1 protein-coding gene is annotated in these 281 nt (G+C 69.8%); it reads left to right on the forward strand.

Annotated features, from left to right (window positions below):
- Positions 1–281 (forward strand): methyl-accepting chemotaxis protein (locus tag HA630_RS27275; protein ID WP_243855322.1); only part of this gene is annotated, 281 nt, incomplete at both ends.

Raw genomic sequence — 281 nt, forward strand, 5'->3', positions numbered from 1 at the left:
CTGGTGGAAGACGCCGGCACCACCATGAGCGAAATCGTCAGCAGCGTGCAGCGGGTGACCGACATCATCGGCGAGATCACCGCGGCCGCGGCCGAGCAGAGCGACGGCATCGGCCAGGTCAACGTGGCGGTGAACCAGCTCGACCAGATGACCCAGCAGAACGCCGCGCTGGTGGAAGAAAGCGCCGCCGCGGCCGAAAGCCTGCGCGACCAGACCGAGCGCCTGTCGCAGGCGATTGCCGCCTTCCGCACCGGCGACGCCAGCCACAGCCTGGCGCCGGT

Source organism: Aquabacterium sp. A08 (assembly GCF_011742065.1).